The following is a 22,267-nucleotide window of genomic DNA, read 5'->3' on the forward strand; positions in this document are numbered from 1 at the left end:
CTAGGTAGAAAAATTGATTTCGCCATGTTCAAATAGTGGGGAATTAAGGAGAGAAATACTATGTCAGGCAGAGACTTATCAGTATTGTTAAGTGTGATCTTAATAATTGCTATGTTGATCATCCCATTTCCAACTTGGATCCTTAGCATACTGATTATTTTAAATATATCCCTGGCTCTGCTCGTTTTGCTTATTTCGATGAACATGACAGAACCGCTCCAATTTTCCGTTTTCCCTTCATTACTCTTATTGCTGACGTTGTTTCGTCTTGCACTAAATGTGTCGACAACCCGTGCCATCCTGACTCACGGTGACGCGGGGGATGTAGTTGAAACCTTCGGAACATTCGTAGTTGGCGGAAACGTTGTTGTTGGACTTGTCCTATTTCTTATATTAATCATCATACAGTTTATTGTTATCACAAAGGGTGCGGAACGTGTTTCTGAAGTTGCAGCACGTTTTACTCTGGATGCCATGCCAGGAAAGCAGATGAGTATCGATGCTGATCTGAATGCAGGTATGATATCGGAACAGCAGGCAAGAGAGCGCCGTGAAAAAGTATCAAGAGAAGCAGATTTTTACGGAGCAATGGATGGTGCGAGTAAATTCGTAAAAGGAGATGCGATAGCGGCCATTATTATAGTGCTGATCAACTTAATTGTCGGCATGATTATCGGGATACTCCAGCAGGGGATGTCTGCAGCAGATGCGGCACAGCATTTCTCTCTGATGTCCGTTGGTGACGGTATTGTCAGCCAGGTGCCAGCACTTTTGATTTCGACTGCCACTGGTATTGTCGTTACCCGTGCTGCTTCGGATGGTAATTTGGGTAAAGACATTACATCTCAGCTCCTCGCATACCCTTACATGCTTTATATTGCAGGAGCAACCATTTTCTGTCTTGGCCTTTTTACACCGATTAATGACTTTCTTACCATTCCGGTTGCCGGTTTGCTTGCAGTTGGAGGCTATATGTTCTCTCGAGCACCCAAAACAGATACGGTACAGCTCCAGGAAATGGAAGAGGAAATCGAGACTGACGAAATGAAGAGCCCTGAAAGCGTAGTTAATCTACTGAATGTCGATCCAATCGAATTTGAGTTTGGATATGGGCTAATTCCTTTGGCGGATGCGAACCAGGGCGGAGACTTGCTAGACAGGATTGTCATGATTCGCCGGCAGCTCGCTATTGAATTGGGATTGGTCATTCCAGTTGTTCGGATTCGCGATAATATTCAGCTGCAGCCAAATGAGTATCGATTAAAGATTAAGGGAAATGAAATGGCAAGAGGCGAGCTTTTGCTAGACCACTATCTCGCGATGAGCCCTGGGATAGAAGATGATTCAATAGAAGGTATAGATACAATTGAGCCTTCCTTTGGTCTTCCTGCTAAATGGATACCTGAAGAAATGAAGGAACAGGCAGAAATTTTCGGTTACACAGTGGTGGATCCGCCTTCGGTTGTCTCGACGCATATTACAGAGACGATTAAAACATATGCAAGTGATCTGCTTGGAAGACAGGAAACAAAACAGCTGATCGATCATCTGAAAGAATCGTATCCAATTCTTGTAGAAGAGGTCACTCCAAATCCGTTATCTGTAGGTGAGGTCCAAAAGGTTCTGGCAAAACTTCTAAGAGAAAATGTTTCCATTCGGAACCTGCCTGTTATTTTTGAAACACTGGCCGACTTCGGAAAGGTAACATCTGATACAGATATACTTGCGGAATATGTCCGGCAGTCGCTTGCCAGGCAGATAACCAATCAATATTCCATTCAGGGGGACACATTAAGAGTAATAACCCTTTCAGGAAAAATAGAAAAAGCTATTGCCGATGCAATCCAGCAAACAGAACATGGCAACTATTTATCATTAGATCCTTCACTTTCGCAGGCCATTTTGGAATCAATTGCTTCGCAGGCAGAACAGCTTTCGCTAATGGAACAGACACCCATTGTTCTTTGTTCGCCGGCGGTAAGAATGTACGTTAGACAAATGACAGAAAGATATTTTCCAAAAATGCCTATACTGTCCTACAATGAATTGGAAGCAAATGTGGAGGTACAAAGCGTTGGGGTGGTGAACATCGATTGAAGGTAAATAAATTTATGGCTCCCTCGATGCCCGAAGCAATGAAGCTTGTAAGGGCCGAACTAGGAAATGATGCCGTTATCCTAAATTCCAGAGTAGTCGAAAGCGGAGGTTTTTTAGGCTTTTTTCGAAAGAAAAACTTTGAAGTGATAGCTGCTGTTGACCCTGCCCCTAAGCAGAAATCTAAACCATTAATAAAAGAAAAGACAAAACCAGTCCATGAGACGTTAAAAAAAGCAGGAAACAAAGAAGAGGAGTTAGTAACCCATTCTAAATCAGATTCCGATCTGATTAAAGAAATCAATGGCCTTAAGGATATGATAAGAAAAGAATTGGGCAATCCAGACAGGCTTAGGCCAGTTTACCCTGAACCCATTAATCATATCCAGCAACTAATGGAAGAACAGGAAGTAGCCAGAGACCTTCAGGAACATTTTATTTCTGCTTTATTGGAAAGATGGTACCGAAATGGACAAGAAGGCCATGAAAAGAAGGTAACATTCTGGTTTCGTGAAGAGCTCGATGAATATCTGCGAAATTGCCAGTTTGGCGGCATTTCCTTTACTAAAAAATTCGTTAATGTAGTTGGTCCTACCGGTGTAGGAAAAACAACAACATTAGCGAAGATGGCAGCAGATTGTGTCATTAAATATAAAAAGAAGGTAGCCTTTATCACAACAGATACCTATAGAATCGCAGCCATCGACCAGCTAAAAACATATGCTAAAATCCTGGATGTTCCTATTGAGGTATGTTACAACATGGATGATTTTCAGGAAGCCTCCAGAAAGTTTGAAAGCTTTGATGTTATTTTGGTTGATACAGCTGGCCGTAATTTCAGGAATCCGCAATATGTAAAGGATTTGCAGAAAATTATCGATTTTGACCAGGAAATGGAAACTTTTCTCGTACTGTCTCTTGCTGCAAAACAGAAGGACATGGAGGAAATATATAAACAGTTTTCTGCTATCAAGATTAATAGCTTAGTTTTTACCAAAGCAGATGAAACTTCTATTTATGGTTCTATGATCAATATGATGCATGCAAATAAGGTGGGGGTCTCCTATATAACAAATGGACAAAATGTGCCAGATGATATGATAGCAGCCAGCCCGGAACCCATTATTAATCTTTTGCTAGGGGTCGAACGCCATGAATGACCAGGCAGAAAGCTTGCGTTTGAAACTGACAAAAATGGCAGAGGGCTCGGGAACAAAAGCAATTGCAGTGGTTAGCGGAAAGGGAGGGGTAGGGAAATCCAATTTTTCGCTAAATTTTTCCTTATCCCTAGTTAAAAGCGGGTCTTCCGTTCTCCTGCTAGATATGGATATTGGAATGGGGAATATTGACATATTAATGGGGAGATCATCAGGTAAAACGATTGTTGATTTTCTCCAGGGGTCATCGTCCTTAAAAGATGTTGTCCTGACTGGTTTCGGCGGTATTGACTATATTGCCGGAGGATCTGGGCTTTCACAGCTTGTGAGGATGGAGGAAGACCAGGTAAATTTCCTTATCCAAGAACTTGAGGCTCTGCTTGGGAAATACGAATACGTGATATTTGATATGGGTGCAGGCATAAATGAGGAGTCGTTAAGGTTCCTGCTATCAGCAGATGAAATTTTTGTTGTTACTACCCCGGAGCCAACATCAATTATGGATGCATACGCGACAATGAAATTTTTATACCTGGCAAATCCAGAACTTCCTTTTTTCCTAATCGCGAACAAGTCTCCTTCCCCAAGAGAAGGCGAGGAAACATTAAAAAGATTAAGTAATGTTCTTAAAAAGTTTTTAAGCATTGAACCAATCAAGCTAGGGATAATACCGGAGGACCGTTCTATTCAGCAGGCGGTCAGCAGACAGATTCCTTTTCTTGAATTAAATCCTAAATCGTCAGCTTCAAAAGCACTGACTGATTTGGCAGAACGTTATAAACAAAACAAATTGAAGGATACCCAACAGGTTACCTCTCTCCCTTTTGTTTCAAAGTTAAAGAAGTTTCTCTTTGAAAGGTAGGAGCATAAGCATGCAAAAAATCAGGACTCTCATCGTAGATGATTCAGCATTCATGCGTAAGCTGATAAAGGATATTCTCTCCGCTTCGCCAAGAATAGAAATTCTCGGAACAGCACGAAATGGGGAGGAAGCACTTAAAAAGATTGAAGAAGGACGTCCTGATGTGGTCACGATGGATGTGGAAATGCCAGTTTTAAACGGCATGGATGCATTGAAAATAATCATGAACGAAGCCCCGGTCCCGGTTGTAATGCTGTCAAGCACTACGAAAGAGGGAGCGGAGAATACCTTAAAGGCTATACAGTATGGTGCTGCGGATTTTGTAGCCAAGCCTTCCGGTTCTATATCTCTTGATTTAGAAAAGATTGGCCAGGAGCTGATTCAAAAGGTCTTATCCGCAAGTAAAGTAAATATAAAAAATTTAACCAGACCACAAACTATTACAAAAAAAGCACACCAGCAAACTAAGGGTTATAGTAAAATAGACCCAGATAAAGAAATTTTAATAGAAGAACAAACAGCCTCGGACTGGGAGATATCTTCTAAGAAATTAGTTTGTATAGGTACTTCAACCGGCGGTCCAAGGGCTTTGCAAAATGTTCTTACCAAATTACCGGCGGGAATTAAAGCTCCCATTTTAATTGTCCAGCATATGCCGCCAGGCTTTACAAAGTCACTGGCCGACAGACTCAACTCAATATGCCATATCACTGTCAAGGAAGCCGAGGATGGTGAAGCCTTGAAGGAAGGAATTGCCTATATTGCACCAGGAGGTTCCCATTTAAAAGTCAGCTCGGGAACAAAAGGTCCAGTTATTAAGCTTGACCTCTCAGCTCCTGAAAATGGCCATAGGCCTTCAGTGGATATCATGTTTGAATCAGCTGCGGACCTTAGTGGTTTTTCGAAAATCACTGTGATTATGACAGGAATGGGTGCTGATGGAACAAATGGGTTAATTGCAATGAAAAAAAAGGGACCAGTAATGGCAATTGCAGAATCGGAAGAAACATCAGTTGTTTTTGGGATGCCAAAAGCAGCAATAGCGACAAAGCTTGTAGATGAAGTCCAAAACTTAGACTGTATCGCAAATACTATTATGAAATATATTTAAAGGCTAAGGGGTGAAGTTATATGGAAATGAGCCAATATTTAGAAGTCTTTATTGAAGAAAGCAAAGAACATCTTCAATCCTGCAATGAACACTTGCTGGAGCTAGAAAAAAATCCGGGGAACCTGACGATTGTGAATGAAATTTTTCGTTCCGCGCATACCCTTAAAGGAATGTCAGCAACAATGGGATATGAGGATCTTGCCAAGCTGACCCACCAAATGGAAAATGTTTTGGATGGCATTCGGCAGTCAAAGATTCCTGTTACGCCAGCTTTATTGGATGTTGTTTTTCTGGCAGTGGATGATTTGGAAGCTATGGTCGAGTCTATATCTGAAGGCGGAGATGGAAAGCGTGACGTAACCGAAGCGGTTAGGAAATTAACTTTGATTGAAAAAGGTGAAAGCCCCGATGAAGCGGCTGCAAAGGAAGAAATTGCATCAGCTGCCGTGGCCGAAGTCCCTTTAAAGAATACATATGACGAGTTTGAGATTACGGTTATTCAGCAATCAATGGAGCATGGATTTTATCCTTATGAAGTAGGTGTTACTCTACGTGAGGATTGTTTACTTAAGGCGGCCCGTGTTTATATGGTGTTTGAAGCAGCTGAAAAGCTGGGTGAAGTGATAAAGGCAAACCCTCCTGTAGAACAGCTTGAGGAGGAACAATTTGATACTTCTTTTACCATAACCCTTGTTTCTAAGGAAGATAGAAGTTTAATAGAAAAGGCAATCATGAATGTTTCAGAGGTAGTAAAGGCAGAAGCTTTGAAAATTTCATCAGATGCCCTTCGCACACCAAAAGAACAAGAGCCTAAGCAGCCAGCTAATAATGACATAAGAGAAAAAGTTCAGACACTGGATGCTCCTGCCTCTGAAATTGAGGAACAGAGTGATAACAAGGAAACAAATCGGGTTAAACAAGGAAATTCGGCTAATAAAACGATTCGTGTAAATATTGAACGGCTTGATATATTAATGAACCTTTTCGAAGAACTGGTAATTGATCGCGGAAGGCTAGAACAGATTTCCCGGGAATTAGACAATCCTGCTTTGAATGAAACAGTTGAAAGGATGTCACGTATTTCGGGGGATCTGCAGAACATCATCCTCAATATGAGAATGGTACCTGTAGAAACCGTATTTAATCGTTTCCCTCGTATGGTACGCCAGCTTGCTAAGGATCTTAATAAAAAAATCGATCTTGAAATTATAGGAGCAGAGACAGAGCTCGATAGGACCGTAATTGATGAGATTGGAGATCCACTTGTACATTTACTTAGAAATGCCCTTGATCATGGGGTTGAAACGCCTGATATCCGTAAAGCAAACGGAAAAGCTGAAACGGGGACAATACGCCTAAAAGCCTTCCATAGCGGCAACCATGTCTTTATTGAAATAGAAGACAACGGGGCAGGAATCAGCCGGGATAAAGTCCTCAATAAAGCTATCAAAAATGGAATTATTAATGATAATGCAGCCAGTGCCCTGACAGATAAGCAGGTTTATGAATTGATTTTTGCTTCAGGATTTTCGACAGCTGATAAAATCTCGGATATTTCCGGGCGCGGAGTCGGTCTGGATGTTGTGAAAAATACGATCGAATCTCTTGGAGGCTCTGTAACAATAGACTCGGAGCTGGGGAAAGGTTCAATTTTTTCAATTCAGCTGCCATTAACACTATCCATTATTTCGGTAATGCTGGTTGAAATTCAGGAAGAAAAATATGCTGTGCCTCTTTCTTCCATTATTGAAACAGCTATCGTAAGAATAGACGAGATTTTAAATGCACATAATCAAAAGGTTATTGATTTCCGTGGCAAGGTAGTGCCTCTGCTTTTCTTGAAGGATCTTTTTGAAGTACCTTCTGTAAAAGAGAATGATGCTTTTTATTCCGTGGTTATTGTTCGAAAAGGTGATAAAATGGCCGGTCTTGTAGTTGATTCCTTCATTGGACAGCAGGAAGTGGTTTTAAAATCCCTTGGCAATTACCTGTCAGGTGCTTTTGCTATCTCCGGGGCTACTATTCTAGGAGACGGAGAGGTAGCGCTTATTGTTGATTGCAATGCATTAATTAAATAGGGAAGCCAATCGAAAAAACAGGGGTGAACCATTGTGGCAGAAGCAATAGCTTCAGAATTAAAGATTATTGTTTTTCAATTAAAGGAAAAAGAGTATGCCATACCTGTCAGCCAGGTCCGTTCCATTGAAAAAATTCAGCATATTACGAGAATTCCTGGAACTGCAGCTTTTATAAAAGGGGTTATTAACCTTCGCGGTCTTGTTACTCCCATTATTGATTTAAGAAAGAGATTTAACCTGGACGAAGAGGAATACTCCGACAGTACAAGAGTAATTATCGCGACTCTTGGAGAAATTGAAGTCGGCCTGATCGTTGATTCAGCAAATGATGTCCTTGATATTGCCTTTGATTCAATTGAACCTGCGCCGGAAATTGTGGGTGGGATTGATACTCCTTTTATAAACGGTGTTGTTAAAATCGAGAAAAGATTATTAATCTTGCTTGATTTAGCTAAAGTCCTTAATGAAAATTTGAAAGGACCGCTTAACTCGATAGAGGCGTAAAGGTTCATATATGGCATTTTTTCAGTTTTCATCGCTTCATCTTGACATCTTAAAGGAGATTGGAAACATAGGAGCAGGAAATGCTGCTACATCCCTTTCGAAGCTTTTAAATAAAAGAATTGATATGAAGGTTCCTGATGTCAAAATTGTTTCTTTTGATGAAATAGTAGAATTGGCCGGAGGGGCAGACTCTGTTGCTGCCGGGGTTTTTCTAAGAATAGAAGGTGAGGCGCCGGGGAATATGTTCTTTATCCTTCCTCTCCCTCAGGCAGAGAACTTCATCAGGCAAATGATAGGAGAGGAGGAGTTTTCCTTTTCCAACCCTATTCCAAATGAGATGGCGTTTTCCGCACTTCAGGAGCTGGGAAATATTCTGGCAGGCTCCTATCTGTCTGCATTATCTGATTTCACTGATCTCGCACTTTACCCCTCGGTTCCAGCTCTTAGTATTGATATGGCAGGTGCCATTATTGGCTCAGGACTTATGGAGCATTCACAGGCAGGTGACTATGCGATTGTCATCGATACTTCCTTTAATGAGGATATGGGTGACACCTTAAAGGAAGTGAGAGGGCACTTCTTTTTATTACCTTTTCCGGATTCATTCAAGACCATTTTTAAAACTCTCGGAGTTAATGAAGATGAATAGCATCGAAGTAATCAAAGTTGGAATTGCTGACATGAGAATGGTTAAATCGCCAAATACAATTCGCACATCCGGACTCGGCTCCTGTGTAGGCGTGGTCATCTATGATCTTTTAAAAGGGATAGCAGGCCTTGCTCACATCATGCTCCCAAACTCGGGGCTTGCCAAGGAAAATGAATTTAATCATGCGAAGTATGCTGATACCGCTATAAAACAGCTTGTCCGCCTGCTTTTGGCTGAGGGAGCGCGACCTCACTCTCTTTCCTCAAAGCTTGCAGGAGGTGCGCAAATGTTTCAATTCACATCTGGAAGCGACATGATGAGAATCGGTCCAAGAAATGTTGAAGCAGTCAAAAAAGAATTAGAAGTTCTTCATATTCCCCTCCTTGGGGAGGATGTTGGCGGGAATAGCGGACGGACCATTGAATTTGATCCTGGTACGGGTATGCTTCATATTCGAACGGTAAACAAAGGAACGCATGAAATCTAATAGAGACTTATGGCTGTATGAAAGCTCATGGTTGATTTTTACTAGATTAATAGGAGCACTAGGAGAGAGACTCAAGCGGGAAAAGCAGGATAAGGGAGCCCCGGAGCGAATACCGCCGAGGAGGCAAAAGATAACGTCAGTGGCCTGTTCAGCCCTGACAAGCGCTGGAGTGTCTTGAGCTTTAAACATAGGTATACTTCAAAAAGAAGGCAAGGGCTAAAACCGGTAAAAAGGGCCTGTTTATATAACTGGAAAAGGTTTGGTACAATGGCTGTACCTGCCATATCGCCCGTAGGGAATAGGAGGAGTAAAATGGTACATATTTCTGCATCAGAAGAAAAAGCATACTGGGATAAGTGGAATAGCACACGTGATGCGGACGCAGGAAACTTTCTCGTAAAAAAATATTTGCCTCTCGTCTCTTACCATGTCCAGCGGATATCTACAGGCTTGCCAAAAAATGTTTCCAGGGAGGACTTAAATAGCCTGGGTTTAATGGGGCTATACGACGCACTGGAAAAATTCGATTCTTCACGGGATTTAAAATTTGATACTTATTCATCTTTTAGAATCCGCGGTGCGATTATTGATGGGTTAAGAAAAGAAGATTGGCTGCCGAGGACGACCAGAGACAAAGCTAAAAAGATAGAGGCCGCTATTGAAAGGCTTGAACAGCGCCATCTTGGAAAAGTGTCTGCTTCGGCCATTGCCAAGGAGCTTGGGATGGATGAGGATGAGGTTTATTCCACTATGGCTGAGCATTTCTTTGCCAATATATTATCAATAGATGAACAGCCTTCTGACCAGGATGATAAAGAAGGGGCTTCCTTTCTTCTGAAGGACGATAAAACAGAACTTCCTGAGGACAAGCTTCTTAAAGAGGAAATGTATAAAAATTTAGCAAACCATATTGAAAGTTTAAGTGAAAAAGAGCAATTAATTATCAGTTTATTCTATAATGAAGAGCTGACTTTTACAGAAATTGGACATGTCATGAATTTATCCACATCTCGAATCTCACAAATTCATTCGAAAGCTCTTTTTAAATTAAGGGAATCACTTGGTAAAATAATATTCTAGCAGATTCGGCTCGGTAGTTCATTAAGATAATAGAACAGCGGGTCTTTCCTTTTCTTAAAAATTACGTTCTTAACTTTTAAAGCACCGGCGCCAGAAATGGAGTGCTTGCGCTTTTCTAATGGTTAAGAACGTATAAAGTTTTACCTTTTAAATTGTCTAGCTCCAGCGCCCAGCGCCTAGTGTCCATCCCGCTTCTCCCTACGATAAGTCAGGGCACATGTGCTCCTGCGCCATAGCGTATTCGAGGATGTCGATGTTCAGCTCGTCGCAAAGCTGCTTGATGTTAATTCAGAGAAGCATTTCACGGTGTTATTCAGGTAGTCGCTTCGCTGAACGGGCGCTTGCGCTTTTCTAAGGGAAGTGAGTGAATGAGCCTTAAGGCTGTTGAAATGCAGATTGCACTGCCAAGGACTCATGAAGCCGGAAAGCTTCAGGAGCAGCTTCAGCAAAGAGGACAAGTTTCAAATCATCATGCTGCTGCGGAACTCGGAAAGGAAGCGGAGAAAAGCAGGAGCACTGTTATGAAACAGGAACAGAAAGAACGGGTCCAATTAAACTCTGGAAACAGCAGCTCCGACCAGCAAAACGGAAAGCAGAAAAGCAAAAAGCAGCAAAATTCGTCTCTAGATGAAAGCGGGAAGGAAAAGCACCCGTATAAGGGAACCATCATTGATTATAGCGGATAGAGGGGTAAAATGAGTACTTTTCTTTTAGTGGTCAGCTTTTTATTAAATGCTTTAACCATTTATGCAATCATTGTTTTGTATACAAGGCAAAACAGGCTGGCTGATCTTGATAAAAAGCAGGAAAGAATAATAAAGGATATGGAAGACCTGATTTCTTCGTATCTATTTGAAATGAAAGAAGAAAATGAGAAATTTCTTCACAGGTTTGAAAATATAAATGGCGAGGCACCAGAAAATTCTGCGACATCTAAAAAAACAGCAGCCCAGGCACCTCCTCTTGTGAAAAACCTGCCAGAGAAGGAAAGCGAATCTCCAATCAAAATGACTGGGCCTTCAACATCCCGCTTGCTTGCGGCAAAGGCATACCAAACCAATCGTATTCCTTTAGAGAAACCGGAGGCTGAAGAACCATTTGAAAGCTTCTATTCAGAGGAAACCAATAAAACTGTTAGCAAAGAAAGTTTATCTGGAGAAAAAGACAGAGAAGAATTAATTAAAGTGCCTCCAAAAGAGGAAACACTTGCAGAACAGATTATAAATCTTCAAAAACAGGGCAAAAGTATGGAGCAAATTGCCCGTCAGCTTAAGCGGGGCAAGACAGAAATTGAGCTTATCCTTAAATTTCAACAAAATAAACAGTAATAACTTGATTGTGTAACCGACATGTGCTATATTATGTCATGGTGTTAATACACACGCTTATGGATTTAAACAGATGGTGCTGTCTAGAACAGTTTCTGTTTGAAAATGAAATGGGCGGAGGAAACTAAAAACCATTAGGAGGAACCACAATGTCAGTCATTTCAATGAAGCAATTGCTTGAAGCTGGTGTACACTTCGGTCACCAGACTCGCCGTTGGAACCCAAAGATGAAGAAATATATCTTCACTGAGCGTAACGGCATCTATATTATCGACCTTCAAAAAACAGTTAAGAAGGTTGAAGAAGCTTATAACTGGGTAAAGGAACTTGCTGCTAACGGCGGTACTGTCCTTTTTGTTGGAACTAAAAAACAAGCTCAGGACTCTGTTAAAGAAGAAGCAGGACGTTCTGGCATGTATTATGTTAACCAACGCTGGTTAGGCGGAACTTTAACAAACTTTGAAACAATCCAAAAGCGTATTGGCCGCTTGAAAGATATCGAAAGAATGGCTGAAGACGGTACATTCGACGTACTTCCTAAAAAAGAAGTTGTTCAATTAAGAAAACAACAAGAACGTCTTGAAAAATTCCTAGGCGGAATTAAAGACATGAAGACTCTTCCAGATGCTCTTTTCATTATCGACCCACGCAAAGAGCGTATTGCTGTTGCGGAAGCTAAGAAATTGAACATCCCTATCGTAGGTATCGTTGATACTAACTGCGATCCTGATGAAATCGATGTTGTTATTCCAGCAAACGATGATGCAATCCGTGCTGTTAAGCTATTAACAGGCAAAATGGCGGATGCTATCCTTGAAGCTAAGCAAGGCGAAGAAACAGCTGTCGCTTCTGCAGAGTAATAGTTAGGACATAAAAAGGTGATAAGAGGGAGACCCTTTATCACCTTTTTTTAAAGTAAATGCAGAGTAAACTTGTTTTTATGCTTAACAGTGGCTGTTAAGGCTACAATAGTACATAGTAAATAAAGGAGGAAATATATTATGGCAATTACTGCACAAATGGTAAAAGAATTGCGCGAAAAAACCGGCGCAGGTATGATGGATTGTAAAAAAGCTTTAACAGAAACTGATGGTGATATGGAAAAAGCAATCGACTTCCTTCGTGAAAAAGGTATTGCTTCAGCTGCTAAAAAAGCTGGCCGTATCGCTGCAGAAGGTCTAACTTCTGTTATGGCTGAAGGAAATGAAGCTGTTATTCTTGAAGTAAACTCTGAAACTGACTTTGTTGCAAAAAACACAGCGTTCCAAGACCTTGTAAAAGAATTGGCAGCACACCTTCTTGCTAAAAAGCCTGCAAATGTAGAAGAAGCTTTAACTCAAACTATGGATAACGGTTCAACTGTTAACGACTATATCAATGCTTCTATCGCTAAAATTGGTGAAAAGCTTACTCTTCGTCGTTTTGTAATCGTATCAAAAACTGATAACGATGCTTTTGGCGCTTATATTCACATGGGCGGACGCATCTCTGTATTGTCTGTTCTTGAAGGAACAACTGATTCAGATGCAGCGAAAGATGTATCTATGCACATTGCTGCTTTAAAACCTAAGTATGTTTCACGTGACCAAGTTTCACAGGAAGAAGTGGAGCATGAACGCGAAGTACTTACTCAACAGGCTCTTAACGAAGGCAAGCCAGAAAAGATCGTAGCTAAAATGGTAGAAGGCCGTCTTGGCAAATACTTTGAAGATGTATGTGTCCTTGACCAAACATTTGTTAAGAACCCAGATCAAAAAGTTGGCCAGTTTGTAGAATCAAAAGGTGCTACAATCCGCGAATTTATCCGTTATGAAGTAGGCGAAGGTATTGAAAAGCGTGAAGACAACTTTGCTGAAGAAGTAATGAACCAAGTAAACAAAAAATAATTTTTCCTGGCATATTCATTCCATCAGGAATATGCAAAATAGACTTATTGTATAGGGGACACTTTGTGTTCCCTATTTTTAAAGAAATGTGAAAGCACCCGTTCAACGAAGCGACTACCTGAATAACACCGTGAAATGCTTCTCTGAATTGACATCAAGCAGCTTTGCGACGAGCTGAACATCGACATCCTCGAATACGCTATGGCGCAGGAGCACATGTGCCCTGACTTATCGTAGGGAGGAGTGGGATGAACACTAGCTGCACCAAGTATCACCTGCGGTCATACTTGATGCAAGATATTCAAAGAAGCTTTTCAAGGTTGAAAACTCGCTGGGGGCTGGAACTGGACAATTAAAGAAAACTCGGTGATTGCCGAGCCTATAGGCGAAGGCAGAGCCGTAGTTGCACTTATCATGCTAAAAACGGCACATCCTCGAAAAAGCTATGCTTTTTCTTCGTGCGAGGCAAAGCTGACGAAGCTTTCCTTGTCCTGTGCCTTACGCCTTACTAGGACATCCTCGGAAAAGCTAGTGCTTTTCCTTCGTGCGAAGATTTTGCTGACGAAGCCTTCCTTGTCCTGTCCGTCGTGCATTTAGAATTTTTATATAAAAATTCTGATTAGCGATAGAAATGCGGAAGCCTCCCGTTTAGGGAAGCAATTACCTGAATAACATCGTTAAAAGTTCGAAATTCGGAGGTGCTCTCCGTAAAACAGCTAAGAATCCTGGGATGTTCAGGGTCTCAAAAATACAAAAAATACATATGGAGGTTCCTATGAGCAATCCTAAATACAAACGCGTAGTATTAAAATTAAGTGGTGAAGCTTTAGCCGGTGAAACTAGTTTTGGCATTCATCCTTCTGTTATTAAATCTATTGCCGCTCAGGTGAAAGAAATTGCAGAACTTGGAGTTGAAGTTGCAGTAGTAGTTGGCGGCGGAAATATCTGGCGTGGGAAAATCGGCAGCGAAATGGGTATGGACAGAGCAACAGCAGATTATATGGGCATGCTTGCAACTGTTATGAACTCACTGGCTCTTCAGGACTCCCTTGAGCAGTACGGTGTGGAATCACGTGTACAAACCTCTATTGAAATGCGCCAGGTTGCAGAACCTTATATTAGACGCCGGGCAATCAGACACCTGGAGAAAAAACGCGTAGTTATTTTTGCAGCAGGTACAGGAAATCCTTACTTCTCTACAGATACAACTGCAGCATTAAGAGCAGCAGAAATTGAAGCAGAAGTAATCCTGATGGCTAAAAATAATGTTGATGGAGTTTATTCAGCAGATCCTCGTCTTGATAAAACTGCAACAAAATATGATGAACTTACGTATCTTGATGTAATTAAAGAAGGATTGGCTGTAATGGACTCAACCGCTTCTTCTTTATGTATGGATAATGATATCCCGCTGATCGTTTTCTCAATTATGGAGAAGGGCAATATTAAACGTGCAGTAATGGGTGAAAATATTGGAACAATTGTGAGGGGGAAAAAATAATGCCAAAACAAGTTATCGCTAATACAAAGGATAAGATGACGAAAGCAATTCAGGCTTTTACTCGTGAGCTAGCTTCTATCAGAGCGGGAAGAGCCAGTGCATCCCTACTTGACAGAATTACAGTGGACTATTACGGTGCACCAACACCCGTAAATCAATTAGCAGGTATTTCAGTACCAGAAGCCAGATTATTGGTTATCCAGCCTTACGATAAAACTATTCTTGGCGAAATTGAAAAAGCTATTCTTAAATCAGACCTGGGACTTAATCCTAGTAATGATGGAAGCCTAATTCGAATCATGATTCCTCAGCTCACAGAAGAGCGCAGAAAAGAACTGGTTAAAGTAGTTAAAAAAGAGGCTGAAGAAGCTAAAGTAGCTATCCGGAATATCCGTCGTGATGGCAATGATGATCTGAAAAAACTTGAGAAAAACGGTGAAATTACTGAGGATGCACAAAGAGGCTACTCAGAAGACATTCAGAAGCTTACTGATGATCATATTAATAAAATTGATCAAATCACTAAAGATAAAGAAAAAGAAATTTTGGAAGTTTAAGCTGCAATAATGAGAACCCTTGCCGTCCGTATTGCCGGGCGGCTGGGTTATAAATTGTTGATCCTTCAGCGCCGCCAGCAGGCGTTTCTTTTTTGACAAGCCCTCTTTTTTTAGGGGGTTTTTTCACTATATTCAAGGGTTCTTTCAGTTAAATGTGTAATTTTATCTGTTAAATATGTCCCTTCTTATTTTGATTTCACCTACATATGGTATTTAATAGAGATATCTTATTGTTTTTTTGGTATGATTAAAACATGCTGAAAAAATAGTTACATACTTATTCAGACATTCAGGGGTTTGATCTGCTTTCGGAGGTAAGGATCAACTTTATTTGAAGGAGCAATGCTATGTTAAACAAAATAAAGCTATGGAAGAATCAATCTCAGTCTTCCACACTCCGAGAAAGAATAGAAGATATTAAGAAGCTGCCAGTGCCCCGCCATGTTGCTATTATTATGGATGGGAACGGCAGATGGGCGAAAAAAAGGGCTTTGCCAAGAATAGCCGGCCATCATGCAGGGATGAAGGTGGTACGGAAGACAACGAAACTGGCAAATGAACTGGGTATTGAAGCCTTGACACTCTATGCATTCTCGACTGAAAATTGGAAAAGGCCAAAGAATGAAGTTGAATATTTAATGAAATTGCCGGAAGAATTTCTTGGTACCTTTCTACCGGAATTAATTGAAGAGAATGTACAAGTAAAAATGATTGGGTATAAGGAACAACTGCCTTCACATACTTTAAGAGCAATTGAAAAGGCAATGGAAGATACAAAAAACAATGATGGAATGATTCTGAATTTTGCCCTTAACTATGGGAGCCGAGCAGAAATACTTGATGCCGTTAAGAGAGTCTTAAATGATTGCCAGGAGGGCATCATAGATATGAATGAACTTAACGAAGACAGTTTTTCTTCTTATTTAATGACTTCTGAATTGGAAGACCCTGATCTTCTAATCAGAACAAGCGGAGAAATAAGGCTAAGTAACTTTATGCTGTGGCAGTTGGCATATACCGAGTTCTGGTTTACTGAGGTTTTATGGCCAGATTTTGCAGAAGATCATTTAATTAAAGCAATTGAAGTGTTCCAAAAACGTCAAAGGCGTTTCGGAGGAGTATAATTATTAGCAATATTTATTCAATCACAGTGATTGTTAAAGAAGGTGTTGAAGCTTAGATGAAGCAGCGAATTTTAACAGGGGTTATAGCAGCCGCTCTTTTCCTTCCAATTGTTATATATGGAGGGATGCCAACAGTAATTCTGGCATATGTGCTGGCAACAGTTGGACTTTATGAATTGTTAAAAATGAGGAAGATTAATTTCCTGTCCATACCTGGTATACTGTCTTTTATTATTCTCTGGGTCATTATGATCCCGAAACAATATCAAGGAATATGGTCGGATTTCTACTATTCGAAAATAGAACTGGCCATCTTGGCCGTTTTTCTATATCTGATTTATACCGTCATAACGAAAAATAGGTTTACATTTGACGATGCAGCTTTTTGTATTTTTGCTGCTGTATACGCGGGCATTGGATTTTATTTCTTTTATGAAACCCGTGCTGCTGGCTTAGTTTACATCTTTTATTCTTTATTTATTATTTGGGCAACAGATTCAGGGGCCTATTTTTTAGGGAAAGCTTTTGGGAAAAGAAAGCTCTGGCCTGAAATCAGCCCGAACAAGACAGTGGAAGGTTCTCTTGGCGGTGTCATATGCGCCCTTATAGTGGCTGTCCTGTTTGTCATTTTTACTGACATTGATGCTGCATTGCTGGAACTGATGGGCATTACTGCTGTTTTATCTGTTTTTGGACAGCTTGGTGACCTGGTTGAATCAGCCTTTAAACGGCATTATAATGTAAAGGATTCAGGCAATATACTTCCTGGTCATGGAGGTATTCTGGACAGGTTTGACAGTCTTATATTTGTTTGGCCATTGCTGCACTTTTTCCATTTGCTTTAAAGGCAAGCAGCAATAGTGTTTTGTAGCCGATTTAGGTCCAGCATTTGCCGGGTTTTTGCTTTATTTTGTCTGGCATCAAATGCCCAGCGAGTTTTCACCTAAGAAATGCTTCATTAGGTATCTTGCATTAAATTGACCCTTGGTGATACTTGATGCAGCTAGTGTCAACCCTTCCCCTTCCTATGATAGGTCAACACCGAATCGCAACCGATTCTTGGATCCTTTATCACAGTGGAAGCGGGGCTCAGGCCATACGCCGCTAAAAGGGCATTTATGCTTTTCGTGTTAGGGAGTTGAGTTTTTTGAAGAAGATTAGTTTAATGGGAGCTACTGGATCTATTGGTATCCAGACCCTTGATGTCATCCGAGAGCATCCTGATATGTTCAGGCTTGTGGCGATGTCAGTAGGAAAAAATATTAATGGTGCTAGACAAATCATATCGGATTACCAGCCTGAACTTGTTTCGGTTCAGAAAAAAGACGATTGTGAAAAGCTTAAAACTGAGTTTCCCCAGATTCGCTTTACCTATGGGAGCGAGGGATTAACAGAAGTTGCTGTTTATGAGAAAGCAGATGTCTTAGTCAATGCGGTATTAGGAAGCGTTGGCCTTTATCCAACCTTGCAGGCGATAGAAAGTAAAAAAACGATTGCCATCGCCAATAAAGAAACACTTGTTACTGCAGGCCATCTTGTCATGGAAGCGGCCGAGAAGCATGGAGTTTCGCTTCTCCCTGTTGATAGTGAGCACTCTGCTATTTTCCAGGCACTCCAGGGAGAAAAATATAAAAATATCGAACGATTAATTATAACTGCATCTGGAGGAAGCTTCAGAGACAGGACCCGCGAAGAGCTAAAAGATGTTACAGTAGCGGATGCACTTAATCATCCAAACTGGTCAATGGGGGCAAAAATCACGATAGATTCCGCAACGATGATGAATAAGGGCCTTGAAGTGATTGAAGCGCATTGGCTGTTTTCAATGCCTTACGAAAAAATTGATGTTCTGCTTCATCGTGAAAGTATTATACACTCGATGGTTGAATTTCATGACAGCAGTGTAATTGCCCAGTTGGGAACACCAGACATGAGGGTTCCCATTCAGTACGCACTGACTTTTCCAGACAGGGCGCCGCTAAAAACCTCCAAAAGATTAAGTCTTGCGGATGTTGGTACACTGAATTTTAAAAAGATGGATTTTCAGCGATTCCGCTGCCTTCAGTTTGCTTTTGAAGCAGGAAAAATAGGAGGCACATTGCCTTCAGTTTTAAATGCAGCAAATGAAGCAGCCGTTGCTGCCTTTCTTGAAGGCCGAATAACATTTTTGCAAATTGAAGATTTGATTGAACAAGCATTGAGCTTTCATAATACAATTGCTAATCCAAGTCTTGAAGCTATTGGGGAAGCAGACAATGCAGCAAGAAAATATGTAACATCACTCGTTAGTAAAGCGTAAGCGCACGTTTAATCCGGTCTGAAGGTAGATGTTTTTCGTGAAAGAAGGAAATCATTTTCCTTATTTTTTAAAAAGGTGGTTTTAATTTGAGTACAGTAATAGCCTTTATCGTTATTTTTGGAGCCCTTGTGTTCTTCCATGAATTAGGCCACTTTGTATTTGCAAAACGGGCGGGAATTCTCTGCCGTGAATTTGCAATTGGCTTTGGCCCAAAGGTGTTTTCGCATAAAAAAGGGGAAACTGTCTACACAATCCGCCTTTTACCGATAGGCGGTTTTGTACGCATGGCGGGTGAAGACCCTGAAATGATTGAAATTAAACCAGGGTACCGCATCGGTTTATTATTCGACAAGGAAGAAATGGTTAAAAAAATTATCATTAACAATAAGGAAAAATTCCCTGATGCAAGAATAGTGGAAGTCGAAACAGCAGATATTGAACGGGATTTATTCATTAAAGGCTATGCCGAGGATGCTCCTGAACAATTGCAGACTTTCCGGATTAGCCCTGTTGCTAATATTGTAGAAGATGGAACTGAGACACAAATTGCTCCGATTGACCGACAGTTTGGTTCAAAAACACTTGGACAGAGAACTATGGCTATCTTCGCAGGCCCGATGATGAACTTTATCCTTGCTTTCGTTGTTTTTATCATTATCGCTTTTCTGCAGGGAGTACCATCTAATGATCCAAAGCTTGGAGAGTTGACCCCTGATGGAGTAGCAAGAGATGCTGGTTTGAAACAGGGAGATATTGTACAATCAATCGGCGGGGCTGAAATTTCCAGCTGGCAGGACGTTGTTGAAATCATTCGCAAAAGCCCAAATAAACCGTTGGAATTTGAGGTTAAACGTGGCGGCAAGGATGCAAATATAACAGTTACTCCAAAGGAACAAGAAGTGGATGGCAAAAAGATAGGAATTATCGGGGTTTACAGTCCGGTAGAAAAATCTCCTCTGCAGGCTGTTAAATTTGGATTTGATCAAACCTACTTTTGGACAAAAGAAATCTTTGTGATGCTGGGTAAATTGGTAACAGGCCAATTCTCTATAAACATGCTTTCAGGCCCGGTTGGCATTTACGTTTCTACTGACACTGTAGCCAAATCCGGAATTTATTACTTGATGAGATGGGCAGCGATTTTAAGTATTAACCTTGGAATCATGAACCTTCTTCCAATTCCGGCACTGGACGGCGGACGTTTAATGTTTTTTGCCGTTGAAGCTTTAAGAGGAAAACCAATTGACCGCCAAAAGGAAGGTATGGTCCATTTTATCGGATTTGCTCTCCTAATGCTTCTTATGCTGGTCGTTACCTGGAATGACATTCAGCGCTTTTTTCTAAAATAGAATACACAGTTTAAGTATTACAGAAGGTTCAACCCAAGCCGCTGTTCAATTAATTGTTCAGCGGCTTCCTGATGATTAATTATGAATATATTAAAGAGGTGCAATATGAAGCAAAGTATGACGCTTATTCCAACGCTAAGAGAAATTCCTGCAGACGCAGAGGTCAAAAGCCACCAATTATTGCTGAAGGCAGGGTTTATGCGCCAAAACGCAAGTGGAGTATACAGCTTTTTACCCTTAGGTAAGAGGGTTTTGCAAAAAGTTGAAAATATTGTTCGTGAAGAAATGGACGGAGCCGATGCAGTTGAGTTATTAATGCCAGCACTTCAACAGGCCGAACTGTGGCAGGAATCGGGAAGATGGTATACATATGGACCAGAGCTAATGAGATTAAGAGACCGTAACGATCGGGAATTTGCCCTTGGTGCGACTCATGAAGAAGTAATTACAAGCCTTGTAAGAGATGAAGTTAAATCGTATAAAAAATTACCTCTTACTTTGTATCAGATTCAGACCAAATTCCGTGATGAAAAGCGTCCTCGTTTTGGCTTGCTTCGCGGCCGTGAGTTTATCATGAAAGATGCCTATTCTTTTCATTCATCCAAAGAAAGCCTTGACGAGGTGTATAAAAAACTTTTTCAGGCTTATTCCAATGTTTTCAGCCGATGCGGTTTAAATTTCCGTGCCGTAATAGCTGACTCAGGGGCTATGGGCGGAAAAGATACGCATGAATTCATGGTCTTGTCAGACATTGGAGAAGATACTATTGCCTATTCTGATACCTCCAATTATGCAGCCAACATTGAAATGGCTCCGATAGTGATGGAATATAAACGTAGCAGCGAAGCTTTGAAGGAAATGGATAAGGTTAAAACGGAAAATCAAAAGACGATTGAAGAGGTAGCGGGCTTTCTTGAAGTAAGTCATGAAAACCTTATAAAAAGCCTTTTATTCAAAGTGGACGACCAGTATGTTTTGGTGCTTGTTCGCGGAGATCATGAAGTTAATGATGTTAAATTGAAGAATCTCCTGGAAGCAGGATCAGTTGAACTGGCAAGTGCCGAAGAAACAAAGACTGTTTTATCGTGTCCTGTAGGATCACTCGGCCCTGTAAGTGTAACAGAGGTAAGAATCGTAGCCGATCATGCGGTAGAGGCAGTTGTCAACGGCGTTTGCGGAGCAAATGAAGAACATTATCATTTTATTAATGTGAATCCTGGCCGTGACTTTAATGTTGAGCAGTATGCAGACCTGCGCTTTATTAAAGAAGGGGATCCATCTCCTGATGGAAGTGGAACCATCGTTTTTGCCAAAGGGATTGAAGTTGGCCACGTATTTAAATTGGGAACTAGATACAGTGAAGCAATGAACGCTACTTACCTGGATGAGAATGGAAAAAGCCAGCCGATGATTATGGGCTGTTATGGTATTGGGGTTTCGAGGACTGTGGCTGCAGTAGCAGAACAATATAATGACGAAAACGGCTTAGTTTGGCCTGCAAATATCGCCCCATATCAGCTGCACCTGATTGCAGTTAATATGAAAGACGAAACACAGGCACAGCTGGCTAATGAATTATATAAGGAGCTGCAGGGAGAGCGTTTTGAAATTCTGTTTGATGACAGACAGGAACGCCCTGGTGTAAAATTTGCAGATTCTGACCTTATTGGCCTGCCATTAAGAATAACAGTTGGGAAGAAAGCTTCTGAAGGAATTGTTGAAGTCAAAGTCCGCAAAACTGGAGAAGTAACAGAAGTTAATCGAAGCGAGCTAGCGGGAACATTGGCAAGCATGCTGAAAAGTATATAAAAATATGAGAGAGTGCCCTATTAGGTTGGGGCACTCTCTTTTCTTCTGTTGAATTTGCGAATTGAACTGATAATATGAGATAAAACGAAGGACCTTTTGTTGGAGTGAGCAGCCATATATCTATTTGAGCATGTGGCAAAAAGAAAAGAAAAGAAGTTTCAGATTTATTTAATTCTGTATGTTTTATTTATGGCTTTTAGTATATTTAGCCTTTTCAAAGAAGGCAGTTTTAAAAGGGGGATCATAACTCTTTTAATCTTTGCTGTTGTTTTCTACTTTGGACAGCGAAAAAAGAATTGGGCGGTTTTCATAATTAAAATCATTGTCTGGAGCAATGGCTTAGTCCTTTTATTGGCTGGTGCTGTTTTTCTCGTAAATTGGATTCAAGGGAA

Annotated in this window: 20 protein-coding genes; all 20 read left to right on the plus strand. The window is 40.9% G+C overall.

Annotated features, from left to right (window positions below):
* Positions 1 to 60: 60 nt before the first annotated feature.
* The 20 genes from flhA to G8761_RS04240 all read left to right on the plus strand — a co-directional run bounded on the left by flhA (position 61) and on the right by G8761_RS04240 (position 21,875).
* A complete protein-coding gene (flhA, locus tag G8761_RS04145; RefSeq protein WP_166023943.1) occupies positions 61 to 2,097 on the plus strand; it encodes a flagellar biosynthesis protein FlhA in 2,037 nt (678 codons plus the stop codon).
* Entirely contained in the window at positions 2,094 to 3,254 is a 1,161-nt protein-coding gene (flhF, locus tag G8761_RS04150; RefSeq protein ID WP_166023945.1) for a flagellar biosynthesis GTPase FlhF, read from the plus strand. The genes flhA and flhF overlap by 4 nt, the downstream gene beginning before the upstream one ends.
* On the plus strand, positions 3,247 to 4,113 hold the full coding sequence (locus G8761_RS04155) for a MinD/ParA family protein (protein ID WP_166023947.1): 867 nt from the start codon (positions 3,247 to 3,249) through the stop codon (positions 4,111 to 4,113). The genes flhF and G8761_RS04155 overlap by 8 nt, the downstream gene beginning before the upstream one ends.
* A gap of 10 nt (positions 4,114 to 4,123) precedes the next feature.
* A complete protein-coding gene (locus G8761_RS04160) occupies positions 4,124 to 5,224 on the plus strand; it encodes a protein-glutamate methylesterase/protein-glutamine glutaminase (RefSeq protein WP_166023949.1) in 1,101 nt (366 codons plus the stop codon).
* Positions 5,225 to 5,244: 20 nt separating this feature from the next.
* Entirely contained in the window at positions 5,245 to 7,302 is a 2,058-nt protein-coding gene (locus G8761_RS04165) for a chemotaxis protein CheA (protein ID WP_166023951.1), read from the plus strand.
* Between the two features lie 33 nt (positions 7,303 to 7,335).
* Positions 7,336 to 7,806, plus strand: a complete 471-nt coding sequence (locus G8761_RS04170; RefSeq protein WP_166023953.1) for a chemotaxis protein CheW — start codon at positions 7,336 to 7,338, stop codon at positions 7,804 to 7,806.
* Positions 7,807 to 7,816: 10 nt separating this feature from the next.
* Positions 7,817 to 8,455, plus strand: coding sequence for a chemotaxis protein CheC (locus tag G8761_RS04175; protein ID WP_166023955.1), 639 nt, complete (start codon positions 7,817 to 7,819; stop codon positions 8,453 to 8,455).
* The gene (locus G8761_RS04180; RefSeq protein WP_420800225.1) at positions 8,442 to 8,942 is read left to right on the plus strand and encodes a chemotaxis protein CheD; all 501 of its coding nucleotides are present in this window, start codon (positions 8,442 to 8,444) and stop codon (positions 8,940 to 8,942) included. The genes G8761_RS04175 and G8761_RS04180 overlap by 14 nt, the downstream gene beginning before the upstream one ends.
* Before the next feature lie 312 nt (positions 8,943 to 9,254).
* On the plus strand, positions 9,255 to 10,022 hold the full coding sequence (locus tag G8761_RS04185) for a FliA/WhiG family RNA polymerase sigma factor (protein WP_166023960.1): 768 nt from the start codon (positions 9,255 to 9,257) through the stop codon (positions 10,020 to 10,022).
* A gap of 368 nt (positions 10,023 to 10,390) precedes the next feature.
* Positions 10,391 to 10,708, plus strand: coding sequence for a hypothetical protein (locus tag G8761_RS04190; protein WP_166023962.1), 318 nt, complete (start codon positions 10,391 to 10,393; stop codon positions 10,706 to 10,708).
* Between the two features lie 9 nt (positions 10,709 to 10,717).
* Entirely contained in the window at positions 10,718 to 11,350 is a 633-nt protein-coding gene (locus G8761_RS04195; protein WP_166023964.1) for a hypothetical protein, read from the plus strand.
* Between the two features lie 149 nt (positions 11,351 to 11,499).
* Positions 11,500 to 12,210, plus strand: a complete 711-nt coding sequence (rpsB, locus tag G8761_RS04200) for a 30S ribosomal protein S2 (protein ID WP_166023966.1) — start codon at positions 11,500 to 11,502, stop codon at positions 12,208 to 12,210.
* A 141-nt stretch (positions 12,211 to 12,351) separates the two neighbouring features.
* Positions 12,352 to 13,236 (plus strand): translation elongation factor Ts, encoded by an 885-nt coding sequence (gene tsf, locus G8761_RS04205; protein WP_166023968.1) that lies wholly within the window; start codon positions 12,352 to 12,354, stop codon positions 13,234 to 13,236.
* 775 nt (positions 13,237 to 14,011) lie between these two features.
* Positions 14,012 to 14,737, plus strand: a complete 726-nt coding sequence (pyrH, locus tag G8761_RS04210; protein WP_166023970.1) for a UMP kinase — start codon at positions 14,012 to 14,014, stop codon at positions 14,735 to 14,737.
* Positions 14,737 to 15,294, plus strand: coding sequence for a ribosome recycling factor (gene frr, locus G8761_RS04215; protein WP_166023972.1), 558 nt, complete (start codon positions 14,737 to 14,739; stop codon positions 15,292 to 15,294). The genes pyrH and frr overlap by 1 nt, the downstream gene beginning before the upstream one ends.
* Before the next feature lie 347 nt (positions 15,295 to 15,641).
* Positions 15,642 to 16,418, plus strand: coding sequence for an isoprenyl transferase (locus tag G8761_RS04220; RefSeq protein WP_166023974.1), 777 nt, complete (start codon positions 15,642 to 15,644; stop codon positions 16,416 to 16,418).
* Positions 16,419 to 16,474: 56 nt separating this feature from the next.
* Positions 16,475 to 17,263: a phosphatidate cytidylyltransferase gene (locus tag G8761_RS04225; protein WP_166023976.1), complete on the plus strand. Its 789-nt coding sequence runs from the start codon at positions 16,475 to 16,477 to the stop codon at positions 17,261 to 17,263.
* Positions 17,264 to 17,565: 302 nt separating this feature from the next.
* Entirely contained in the window at positions 17,566 to 18,717 is a 1,152-nt protein-coding gene (locus G8761_RS04230) for a 1-deoxy-D-xylulose-5-phosphate reductoisomerase (protein WP_166023978.1), read from the plus strand.
* Positions 18,718 to 18,803: 86 nt separating this feature from the next.
* Complete coding sequence (gene rseP, locus G8761_RS04235) at positions 18,804 to 20,066, plus strand: RIP metalloprotease RseP (RefSeq protein ID WP_166023980.1); 1,263 nt, start codon at positions 18,804 to 18,806, stop codon at positions 20,064 to 20,066.
* Between the two features lie 105 nt (positions 20,067 to 20,171).
* Positions 20,172 to 21,875 (plus strand): proline--tRNA ligase, encoded by a 1,704-nt coding sequence (locus G8761_RS04240; RefSeq protein WP_166023982.1) that lies wholly within the window; start codon positions 20,172 to 20,174, stop codon positions 21,873 to 21,875.
* Positions 21,876 to 22,267 lie beyond the last annotated feature (392 nt).

Source organism: Neobacillus terrae (assembly GCF_011393025.1).
GTDB classification, from domain to species: domain Bacteria; phylum Bacillota; class Bacilli; order Bacillales; family Cytobacillaceae; genus Neobacillus_A; species Neobacillus_A terrae.